Origin of the sequence: Actinomadura latina NBRC 106108 (assembly GCF_001552195.1) — a bacterium.
GTDB lineage: Bacteria > Actinomycetota > Actinomycetes > Streptosporangiales > Streptosporangiaceae > Spirillospora > Spirillospora latina.
The window spans coordinates 43,071-54,021 of sequence record NZ_BCQS01000045.1 but is presented as its reverse complement, the minus strand read 5'-3'; the positions used below and the strand labels follow the sequence as shown (position 1 = coordinate 54,021).

Annotated in this window: 6 protein-coding genes; all 6 read right to left on the bottom strand. The window is 69.6% G+C overall.

Annotated elements, in window-relative coordinates; genetic code table 11:
• Positions 1-76 precede the first annotated feature (76 nt).
• Genes AL2_RS34635 through AL2_RS34610 form a run of 6 tightly spaced genes read right to left on the bottom strand, consistent with a single transcriptional unit; the run spans position 77 to position 10,720 of the window.
• A complete protein-coding gene (locus AL2_RS34635) occupies positions 77-2,380 on the bottom strand; it encodes a hypothetical protein (RefSeq protein ID WP_067641306.1) in 2,304 nt (767 codons plus the stop codon).
• A complete protein-coding gene (locus tag AL2_RS34630) occupies positions 2,370-4,580 on the bottom strand; it encodes a TIGR03986 family type III CRISPR-associated RAMP protein (protein WP_067641304.1) in 2,211 nt (736 codons plus the stop codon). The genes AL2_RS34635 and AL2_RS34630 overlap by 11 nt, the downstream gene beginning before the upstream one ends.
• Positions 4,577-5,119, bottom strand: coding sequence for a type III-D CRISPR-associated protein Csx19 (gene csx19, locus AL2_RS34625; RefSeq protein WP_067641302.1), 543 nt, complete (start codon positions 5,117-5,119; stop codon positions 4,577-4,579). The genes AL2_RS34630 and csx19 overlap by 4 nt, the downstream gene beginning before the upstream one ends.
• Complete coding sequence (locus tag AL2_RS34620; protein ID WP_067641300.1) at positions 5,116-6,738, bottom strand: RAMP superfamily CRISPR-associated protein; 1,623 nt, start codon at positions 6,736-6,738, stop codon at positions 5,116-5,118. The genes csx19 and AL2_RS34620 overlap by 4 nt, the downstream gene beginning before the upstream one ends.
• On the bottom strand, positions 6,735-9,077 hold the full coding sequence (locus AL2_RS34615) for an RAMP superfamily CRISPR-associated protein (protein ID WP_067641298.1): 2,343 nt from the start codon (positions 9,075-9,077) through the stop codon (positions 6,735-6,737). Before AL2_RS34615 ends, AL2_RS34620 begins: the two co-directional genes overlap by 4 nt.
• Complete coding sequence (locus AL2_RS34610; RefSeq protein ID WP_157438558.1) at positions 9,074-10,720, bottom strand: Cas10/Cmr2 second palm domain-containing protein; 1,647 nt, start codon at positions 10,718-10,720, stop codon at positions 9,074-9,076. Before AL2_RS34610 ends, AL2_RS34615 begins: the two co-directional genes overlap by 4 nt.
• Positions 10,721-10,951 lie beyond the last annotated feature (231 nt).

Here is a 10,951-nt window from a genome sequence, read left to right as displayed (position 1 = left end):
ATCAGAGGCAATTTTTGGGGTGTGCGCCAACCTCCGTTCGACAGCGGAGGACGTCGGCGTGAAGCATCCTGCCTGGTCACCGGGCATCTCCTCCCAGATCTTCGAGTTGTTCGCACAGGTCTGTGTAGTGAGTGATGAGGGCCAGGTCAGGCTCGCTCTGGCGATTACCTGGCAGGCGAAGTTGCTGGAGAGAGGCGACAGATTGACGCAACGCTTCGATGACTGCCTCCGGCGCAGGAGGCCTTTTAGAGGGTTTCCGAGTTCCTGGTTCGCCCTCCTGAGCGGTTTGCGCCTCACGAAGCCGGTCGAGCAGGTGAGCGTAAGGGGTTTCGTTCCGGTAGGCGTTCAGTTTCCTCAGTGGCTTGAACCGTTTTCTGAGGGCGTCCCATGCGTTCCAGTCGAAGATGCCCGGGCGGAGGGCCTCTACGGCTGTGTAGCAAGCCGGCCACGGTTCGTCCGCCAGGACGTGCATGACCAGTTCGAGGCGTTGGCAGGCGAGTTCACAGCGTCTGTCCACGCTTGTGGCCGGCGCTGCACGGTCGTACAGGTCATGGTGGAGCCGGGCGGCGGCGTCGCGGGCGCCGGTGAGGGCGTGTGAGCCGTTGGCGAGGAGTTGCCAGGCGGTGCGGGTGTCGAGGCGGCGGACGGCCGATGACGCGAGCCGGGCGAGGCGGGCGTCCATGCCGAGGCGGCAGAGGGTAAGGCCGGCTTCGTTGATCACGGTGCGCAGCGCCCGGTCGCGTCCGAGTTCGGCGACGCGGAGCGGGCATGCGGCGTTGAGGGACCACTGGACGCCTGCGGCGACCATGCCGTTCACCGTGACGGGCTTCCCTGAGTTGATGACGAGCAGGACCTCGTCCACGTCCCGGAGGCTGGTCGAGCCGTACCGGCCGGTCGGCTCGGCCTTGCCGAGTTCGGCGAGTAGCGCGGTATTGATGGCGGCGGCGTCGCCCGGTTCGGTGGAGAAGGGGCCGAGGACGGCCGCGTCGAGGCTGCCGGCCGGGGCGGTGGAACGGGCCAGGGTCGCCCAGGAGAGCGCTCGCCCCATCGTCTCGTCGCTGGCGAGCAGGCGCAGTCTCATCCGTCCGGGGCGGGCGAGGGCAGCGCGGCGCCGGGAAGCCCAGTCGATCACCTCGCGGACCGCAGCGTGGCCGCCCTTGTCGGTCGGGTCGTTCTCAGGAGTCTTCCCAACGCACATCAGGATGAGGACGTCACCGCTGCCCAGGACGGGCCACGTCGTCAGACCGCACTGTTCCACGAGCCCGGGGACCGGGTCGCTCTTCTCCCACTGGTCGGCGTTCGCGAGCAGCGAGCCGGGCAGTCGGCGGGCTCCAGGCGGGGTGAGATGCGCCTCGTGTGAGGCGCTGTTCTCGAAGAGGTCGATGAACTCGGCGTCGCCCACCAGCGCCGCGTGGTGGGCTCGGGGGACGGGAGAGAGCCGTCGGCGCGCTTCCTTGATCAGGGCGGCGCCGCCTCGTCGCTCCGGATCGCTCAGTTGTGCCGCGAGGCGTTCCAGCAGCCATCGCGCCGATGCGGAGACCGCCGCGTCCTCCCTTCTCGACGGCTTGCTGATCCGATGGGTGAACCAGGTGCGCAGCAGGGAGTGGTCGATGGCCTCGCCGCGGGCGAGACGCTCGTAGAAGGCGGCCTGGACGGTCGACCACAGTTCGGCGAGCTTGTCGAGCTTCTTCTGGTCGACTCCCGGGAAGGGGGCGGCGGCCTCGGCGAGGCTGATGTCGGCGCGCTGGCGGGCGGCGAGAAGCCGCCACAGGCCGGCGTTCGGCGGATCTGCGGCGGCGAGTTCGTCCCAGAAGCGGTGCCGCAGCAGCCAGTTGCGGAGGGTGTCGTGCGGGTCGATCAGGTCGCGGAGGCGGTAGGCGGCGGACGGTTCGTTGACCGGCAGCAGGGTCATCGGCACGCCGGTCTCGATGCCGGCGAGCAGGACGCCGGCGCCGAGAGCGTACGAGCCGGCCCCGGACGTCAGCAGGCCTTCACCGGGGGCGAGCGCGGTGAGCACCGCCTTCACGGGTCCGATGCTGTGCCGGACCGTGGGCTGGGCGATCTGGACGATGTGGATCTGGTCCTCGCGGAACGTCCGGCCGCAGAGGCCCTCGGTGGAGCACAGCAGTTCCTTCATCCGCTGCGCGTGCTCCGCGAACGGCTGCCGGGAGGGGCCATGGATGTTCGTCGTCGCGATGATGAGCAGGCCACTGATCTTGGTTCCGGCCTCGGTGAGACCATCGAAGATCTTGCGCAGGGGCCTCTCATCGCCCGAGCCGCCGTGGAAGTCGATCGGCGCCGGGGACGTCGCCATCGGGGGCCAGCCGAGGTCGCCGCCGCCGATCGGGTGGATCAGCAGCGGCGGCGCGTCAGTTCTCACGGGGGTAGACGTCAAGGTCGCGTCCTTGGGGGTCTCCGGCTGCGGGCAGTGAGCGGCCTCTCCCATTTACTGGCTGGCCGTTTCGGGCTCTCTCATTGGCGGTGAACCAGCTGAACGACTCGCCTGCGGGATTTGGCGGTGTGCGAGGCGCCTGCAATCCCTGCGGCGTCGTGCGGGGGTAATGGACGGGGATGTCGTCCCTGCCGCGAGCGGCGGCGAGGAACGCCAGCCTGGTCGCCGCGAAGCCGGGTTGCTTCTGCGCCGCTGCCTCGAACGCCTTGACACAGGTGTCCTTCACGTCCGCCGGCGACGAGTCGGGGAGTTCCCCGGTCAGGTTGCGGTAGTACTGCGACCACTGCGCACCGGTGTGGAGCTTCGTCCGGTCACAGTCCAGGGAGAGTTGGACGCTGCCGAACCCTAGGGGCTTGCCGAGGCCCAGGCGGTGATGGCAGTCGTCCTCGAGGTCGAGCAGCCAGAGCAGAGCGCCGAGTTCGACGTCCGGGACGTCGCGGACGTCGATGGTGAAGGTGAACTCGGTGTCCTTGGCGATCCAGCCGAGGATCGAACGGTTCTGCTTGTCGCGCTGCTGCTGGTCGGTGGTTTCGAAGGTGGCGCCGCCGCGGGCGATGGCGTTCTCCTTCGGCGGCGTGTTCGGCCGCATGTACTCGCGGTACAGGACGTCGCCGATGAGTTGCTGTGTGGGATCGCCCTCCGTTGAGGAGGCGAAATCCCAGTAGTTCTCGTTCTCGGCTGCCTGCTTGTGATGCCAGTAGGCCTTGCGTCCTCGGAGCGTGCGGTCAGGGCTGCGGTGAACATCGTGCTTGGGTGTGCGCGGGTCGATCGGGCGGTGGGGTTCGGCGGCGCTGCGGGACAGGTAGAACCGGCCCTGGTTCGGCTTCGGCTGCGCGAGGATGGCCAGCGGCAATCCGCGTCCAGCGAAGCGGACGACGGCCTCGCCGGTCGGGGTGACGCAGGTGACGTCGGCGACGCGCAGCCGGCCCCGGTAGGCGGCCGGGCGCGTGCCCGTTCCTTCGTCCTGGGCGACCCAGCCGAACACGCGGTCGGCCGGAGACAGTTCCTGGTAGCTGGGCGCGGGCTCCACCTTCGGCGGAACCATTTCGGCGGGGCTCCTGAGAGCGAGCTCACGTGGAACCATGACCGGATACAGCGCCTCGATGTGTGCGCCCGGCTTGTAGGCCCAGCAGAACGTACCTGGGGTGAGCCTGCGCCGCTCCTCCTTTTCCCGGTGGGGGCTGATCGCGTAATCGCTTTGGAGCTCGGTCCGCTTCTGGAGCTCTCGGTGGTGCTCCATCAGAGCTTCCCAGCGCCTGCAAAGCCTTCCGGTCAGTTCTTCCGTGTCGGGTCGGCGCCGGACGAAGACCCGCTCATCCCTCTTCCTCTCCGCGTTCTCGCCGGTGACGAAGGCGTACCCCTCTTCCCAGTCCGCGCCAGGCGCACCGTTCTGATGCGGCACGATGTCATCGACCTCGTCGGCGTTCTGACCTTTCACGACCTTCACCCAGACGTGGTCACCGTGCTCCGCGGACCGGCCGTCCGGATACTTGGGACCGGGCTTGGGCCGGTAGCAGGAGAGTTTGACCGGGTGCCAGAACTCCAGGCTCCGGCCGTCCTCGCTGACACGGACGGGTTTCATGTGCCGTGCGTCGTCGACGACGCGCCGCCAGCCCAGCACCTCCTCATGGCCGGTGAAGACGCCGAACCGACTGTTCGTGATGGCCTCGTAGGCGGAGCGCAGCATTCCCTTGATCGCGGTGGCGGGCAAGTGGGGCCGGTCGTTTCGCAGCAAGACCGGATAGGTGAGGTGCCCTTCCTCTGCGCCGGGTGCGTTGAAGGCGCGAGCGGTGTCGAGCAGGAGCAGAGGCGTCTGGACGGTCAGCCGGACACCGATCGTCCCCGTCCAGTTGGGCTCGTGCAGCCGGTCGGCGCCGTCCGGCCGGCGATCTGCGAACGCGCCGGTCGCCTTCCTACGCGAGAAGGCCGGGACGAAGGTGTACGGGTTGAGGAACGACTCTTTGTGCTCGGTCTCGGTCCGCTCGTTGTTTCTCGCACGCGGCTGTTCCCGTGCCGGGGGCCTCTTGGCCGGCGCTGCGGTCGTCCTCGCCGGCCGTTGCGTTCTGCCGCGATCGAACCTGTTACCGACGTTGATCATTTTCGGAGTCGGCGGCTTGTTCTCGGTCATGCCTTCTCCTTCGTCAGCAGTTCGGAGAGTTCGAAGGACCGCAGGCGCTCTTCCGCGATGTAGGCGTTGCCGTGCTCGGGGTCGCGCGCGATGTACTCACAGGTCGTCAGCGCCACATGGGCGCCTCGCGCGAATTCGCCGGGGACGCGGAGGCTGCCGATGCGTTCGGTGGTGAGCGTGGTCCAGCCGTCAGAGGTTTCGACGGCCTTCCCCCACAGCAGGTATCCGCCCGTCTCCGTGCCGATGGCCTCCACCGGGTCGGGCTTGGCGAAGTCGTCCGGCAGGGCGGAAGGATCCTCGCTGAGCACGACGGCGCGTCCCCGGTCGGCGTCGTCGTGAAGCCAGCGCAGTTCGGTGTGCGCGGTGAACGCGCGGGCCTCGAAGACGCCTTCCGGTGCGGATCGGCGCGCCTCCGCGGTGGTGACGATCTCGTAGCGCCACGGCGTGGTGAGGAGCGCGAAGCCGTCCGGTGCGCGGTCCATGGCTTCAGCGAAGGTGAGGCCGTCGCGGGTAGCGACGTGCAGCGTCGGGCCGGTCATCGCGTTCCCCCTGTGTATCGGGACCATGTGGCCGCCAGATCCCCGTGGTCGAGGGCGTCGTGGAGTGTCGTCCCGGCCGTCCAGCCGTTGCCGGAGAACTCGATGGACTCGATCGTGACGTCGCCGAATCCCCGGTTGACCATGCCGCCGAGCGGGATGCGGCGCTGCTCCAGGTCGCGCAGGACGAGCAGTAGCAGCGCCAGCGCCAGGTCCCGCTGGTCGCCGAGGCGGGTGAGGTCGACGGTCAGCCGGATAGGTTCCCAGTCGACGCCGTGCGGTTCAAGGACGCTGAACAGCAACTGGTCGGCGGCACCTCCCGTCCAGCGGTCGATCGCGACGTGGTCGGCCTGGTCGAGCCCGCGGGCGGTGAGCGCGTCGCGTACCGACGGCGGCAGCGCCGGATGTTTGGCGTCGCCGTTGTCATCCGGTGCACCGTTCACCACGATGTCCCACACGTCGGAAGGGATGGCCGTCTCACTGACGCACTCGTGCACGGTCAGCGCCCCAGCGCCCCACCGGTAGGTGGACGGGTCGTCGTCGGGCTTGCGGCGGGCGGCGCCGAACAGCATGCGGACGGCGTCGAGCCCGTCGAGTTGGTCCAGGAAGGCTTCGGCGTACCGGCGGGCGGCTACTGGGTCCTCCGTGCCGGCTTCGGTGTTCTGGGTCGGGGGCTCCGGGGCGTCCACGCCGCGGGCGGTGCGTTCGATGAGTTCGGCGTGGCTGCGGAGGGCGCCCTTGATGGAACTCCCGCTCAGCGTGAGCTTGAGCGCGTCCGGCCCTATCTGCGTGGTCAGCGGCAGCGTCTTGACCGCCGCACCCTCGCCAGCGGCGCGGACCATCACGGGCACGTCGGGCTTCCAGCGCAGTTGCACGGTGAGCAGTTCGCGGCGGGCGGGCAGGTCGGCGACGCCCGCGTCCACCCGCGACTCGTCGAGCCTGCCGGGTTCGCCGCCGAGGAAGGCGAGGAGGCCCTCGCGGCTGGTGAAGTCGTGCTCGTGGACGTCGAGCGGCGATGGCATGAGCGTCACGACACCCAGGCCCTTGCCGTTGGCCGCGCCAATCCCGATCTCTTCGGACTTCAGAGCCGTCAGCAGGGTTTGCAGGCGGGCACGGTCACGGTCAAGGTGCTCCTCGGTCGTCTCAACGTCGAGGTCGAAGGACAGGTAGTGGCCGGGCGGGACGATGGTGCGCGCGTAGAGGAAGGCCGATGCGGCGGCGCCGGTGACACGGTCGATGCCGACGCCGTGGACGACCGGGAGCACGCGCGAGTCGAGCGAATCATTCGGGATCCCGTCGCCGTCGGTGCTGGTCGTGGTGGTGATGACGGCGTCGCGGATCACGACGCGGCTGGCCCGGCCGGAGTCGGGCTTCTTGTCCTCGACGAAACCCCACAGATCGTCCAGCCGGTCGGTTTCGGGTTCGGCTCCGCGCATCCACGCGCGGAGCACGCCGGCGAGGCTCGTGCCCGGCACGTAGACGCGGTCCTGCCCGTCCACGGCGACCGGAAGCGCCTCGGCCGGATCGAGCGCGACACCTCCCACGTGCAGCGGCGTCTGGGTGCGCAGCCAGCCGCGGACCCGGAGCCGCCGGTCCATCGGGCGTCCCCTCCTGCGAGTCATACGCGCGCCTCCTCCGGGTGGGCTTCCCTGCGGGTGTGGGCGGCGAGGCACGCGGTGAGCAGCGACCGCAGGGCGGCGGCGCGCAGTTCGCGGCGCAGGACGTCGGGGCCGTCGGCCGTCAGGCACAGCCGGTCCTGATCGTCGAAGCCGAGCGTCGCCCAGGCGTTCCCGCCGGTCAGCAGGACGCGGATCGCTGCCGCCGCCTCCGGTGCCTTCCAGCGTTTCGTGAGCCTGGTGATGCGGGCTTCGAGCCGCTCGGGTTCCTCGTCCAGGTGGTCGAAGAGGCGGCGAAGCGCGTTCAACCGGGTCGACGAGAGTTCGATGAGGGAGCCGAGCACCTCATCCGGGCGCGCCGCGCGCTGCTCGGCGAGCCGCCAGATCTCCGTACGCCACGCGGCCGTCTCGACCAGCCGCGCGCCGGCGTGGCCGGGGTCCACCGTGGACAGCGGACGCGGCGGGTCGTCCGGTGGTGCGCCGGGCCGATCGTCCGGTGGGTCGCTGCGGGCGGGCACCTCACCGGTGAGGACAGGGTCGTTGACGCGGATCTGGCCGAAGCCCTCGCCACGCCGTTCGCCGATCCCCGACCGCTCGACCTCTGCCAGCACGTCCGCGCCGACCTCGCCCGCCGTCACCTCGAAAGTCAGGCAGCCGCCGGCCGCGAACCCGAGGAGGACGGGCCGCGGCAGCCGCCAGCCGCGGTGCCAGGAGTCGGTCCGGGTGATCTCGTAACTGGTCGGGACCCGGCCGCGTTCCCGCAGGACCAGCGCCAGCTCCACACCGCCCGCCCCCGCGCCGGCGAACGCCTTCTGGAGGAGGCGGGCGAAGTCGCTCGGGTCGTCGCTCGGTGCGAGCCGGTCGTCTCGGACGAGGACGTCCGACAGCAGCCAGACGCGCAGCCGGTCGCCGCGCGCGATCGGCGCCGCATCGGGCGCCGGGTCGGGCGCCGGGTCGGGCGCCGGGTCGGGCGCCGGGTCGGCGGGCTCGGCTGTGACGGACACCAGGCCGTAGTCGTCCTTGCGGGACCGTCCCAGCCGCCACTTCCCGTCCAGGCCCGTCCACCAGCCGCTGTCGAGGATGCCGCGCCGGACCCTGACCTCGGCCGCCAGCACCGTTCCGGGCGCGAGGGCCTGGTACACGTAGACGCCGCCGAGCGCCTGTGTGGGTCGCTGGGACTCGTCCTCGATCGTGTTGTGCATTCTCAGTACGAAGCCGGGCGACTCGACCGTGAGGTTCGCCGGGCCCGCGACGTATCCTTCGCGGATCCGCTTGAACGCCTTGCCTTCCGGGGCCCCTTCGGCCATGCGGTTGAGGTAGACGGTCTTATCGTCCTTGTCCCTCTCGAAGACGCGCGGGACGGGACGTCCCCGCTCCCCGTCGACCTGGGGGGTCGCCGGCGTCACCACCAGGTCCCCGCAGCGGGCCGCCGCCGCGGCGGACGACCCCAGCCGCTGCAGCACCGGTCCCAGCAGCATCCAGCCCGGCACGTGGTCACGGCCCTCGACAAGGTTTCCGACCGTACGCTCATGGGCGAGCAGGGGCGTTACGAGCGTCATCCGCAGGACAACGCGCTCCCAACCATCGCCCGGCGCCCGCTTTCCGGTGGAATCGGGGCCCGGAGCCGGTACCGGCTTCGGCGGCGGCACCGGGTCCGCGGTCCAGCGCGCCAGATCGTCGCCGCTCGGTGGCAGCCCCTCACCGCCGAGATCGAGCCGGCACCGCCCCGACCCACGGCGCCGCTTCGCGCCGATGCCCTCCACCAGCCGCGCCCCTGCCCACAGCAGGGCACGCGCACAACCGAGTTCCTCCTCCAACAGCCCGCCGGGCAGCTCCGCCGTGCCTTCCAACGTCATGCCGCCGCGCGCCATCTCGTCGAAGCGCAGCATGTCCTCCCTGGCCGCGCCGGTCACGGGATCGTGCGCGACACCCGGTTTCACGAACGTCACCGCGTCCAAAAGCCGCCGGTCACCCGCGATCGTCCGGCCGAGATCACCCGAGAATCGGAGCGGGCCGAGGTAGCTCAACGCGGCCGGACGCGGATGCCGCGCCGGAGCCGTTGGCGTAGCATCCGCCTCCGCGCCCGGGAAAGCCGGCTGATAGCCGAACAGGTAATCCACCCAGGCATGCCAGATCCGGGAGCCGTCCTCACCGGTGTCGAGGGCGCGTGCGGCGATCTCGCAGCCGTCCCGCCAGACGCCATTCAGCGACTTCGCCGGCACGAATGGGAGCTTGTGCTCCTCGTCTCTCAGTACCTGCCTGCTGAGCCGGCCGTACTGCCCGGTGCCGGCGCCGATGTGCCAATCGCTAAGCATGCGCAGGGTCAGCGAAATGGTGTGGCTCATGACCGGTCCTTCGAGGGGAAGAAGGGGGCGGCGTTCAAGGCGTCCAGGAGACCCGTGCGGTGGAAGCGCCCGTCTTGCCAGAACAGCGAGCCGTCATCGGCGAGCCTTTCGACGGCGTCCTGCCCCTGCCAGGTGGAGACCATCGCGAACCGGGATTCCGCGGCCTCGCGTCCGCGGAACAGCGCGGACCGCAGCTCGTGCGCCTGGCCCGCCGAGATGAGGAGAGTTCCGTTCCTTCTGTCGGTCAGGGCGGTAACGCGCCTGTCCAGGTCGTCCCAGTGCCGGTGACGCGCCCACTGCGCGTCGCCGGTGTCCCCGACAACGTAGGGCTGCCCGGTGAGGCACGTGCCCTCATCGGTGAGGGTCTGCTGCTTTCGGAGGCGGTCCAGGTCGGCGAACGCGCTCTCGAAGAGAACGTGGAACGACAGAGCGCTCTTGTCCTGTCCCAACTCCTTCTTCACCACCTTCGCCTCGTCGGTCAGCTGTTCGGCAAGGTGGACGGCGCTATGGAACGGATAGTGGCGCTTCACGATGGCGACACCGGCGCAGGCGCCGAGCCCACGCAGATCCTCTACCTGTTTGAGCACCCCGCCGACCGCGGTGTGCTCGTTCGCCAGCCGCGTGAACTCCTCCAAGTAATCGCGCGCGAACGGCAAAGCCAGTTCCCCGTCGCACACCACGGTGAGATCGTCCCCACCGAGAATCAGCGGAAGGACCGGGGGCTCTTCCGTATTCGCCGACCATCCCCTGCGGTGCAGCTTCGCGAACGCCGACTGGAAAGCCAGCCGGGCGCAATCGTCCACGCCCCCTGACAGATTTCGCAGACCATCGGCGTACTCGTCCGCGCGGGTCACCTCGCAACTGGCCATGATGGACGCGAAGCCCTGGAAGATCTTCCCCATGCCGTTACCGTCGGCATGTACGACCGCGACCCAATCCGCCTTGTCGTTCAAGTGATCGACGATCCGCGCGAGCTTGCCGCGGGCCGCTGCCTTCTGCCTCTCGTCGCCCTCGTCGCATAGTCCCATTTCGATGGCCAGCCGAAGCAGCGCCGGATCGAATGCGTCCAGCTTCGCCAGACTCGGCGCCGAACGCGCCTCGGGCAGCCGCTCCTCGTCGAACTTCACGACACCGCGGGCGGGAAGGCCGCTGGACCCGCAGCGCGCCGCGATCGGCACCCCCGGAAACCGCAGCCTCGGCCCGCGCCTCCTGGCCCGCGCGACCACGAGGAGCTCCCTGGCCTCCGCGATGCCCCGAGCGAGCCCCTGCGCATCCCCCCACTCGACGGCGCTGCCGACCGCGCCGCACACGTCCAGCCCCGGCGCCTCACGCAAGGCGGCCTCGGTGATACTCCCGACGACGCGCCTGCCCACATCCGAGTCTCTGACCAGCATCGTCACACCGCCCGCGTTAGCGGTCACCACCTCGATGCCGTGCTTCTCCACCCGCTGCACGCGGCCGTCCACGCCCGACACCCCGACCTCGGCCAGGGCCCTATCGAGCCACTCGTCCTCGACACAGGTGATCAAATGGGATGCCCCGACGTTCTCCCGCCGTTTGTTCGACCCGAAAATGTAGTTCTGATTGCCCGCCGTGCTCAACACGACCGCATGTACCTTCACCCCGGCCCCCTTCTCGCCCACAGCATCACGCCACGTACTGATGGACGAACGGCCTCACGGCCATCTGAGCTGCATGCTAGGCGCGCGAACCGGCCTTACTCGAACCAAACGCCGCATTCACCGGTGTCCGATTCCGGCCCGACCAACCCGTGCTTTTACGGGTTACGCGTGTATCAAAGCACTGCTCGAATCGTCGTTGACGATCAAGCCCGGCTCCATTGACAGCCCCCCGCGCCGCGGGCACCTGCCAGG

Coding starts and splice junctions, on each gene's coding strand:
- AL2_RS34630 (WP_067641304.1), bottom strand. CDS start 4,580: ATGACCGAGAACAAGCCGCCGACTCCGAAAATGATCAACGTCGGTAAC.
- csx19 (WP_067641302.1), bottom strand. CDS start 5,119: ATGACCGGCCCGACGCTGCACGTCGCTACCCGCGACGGCCTCACCTTC.
- AL2_RS34620 (WP_067641300.1), bottom strand. CDS start 6,738: ATGACTCGCAGGAGGGGACGCCCGATGGACCGGCGGCTCCGGGTCCGC.
- AL2_RS34615 (WP_067641298.1), bottom strand. CDS start 9,077: ATGAGCCACACCATTTCGCTGACCCTGCGCATGCTTAGCGATTGGCAC.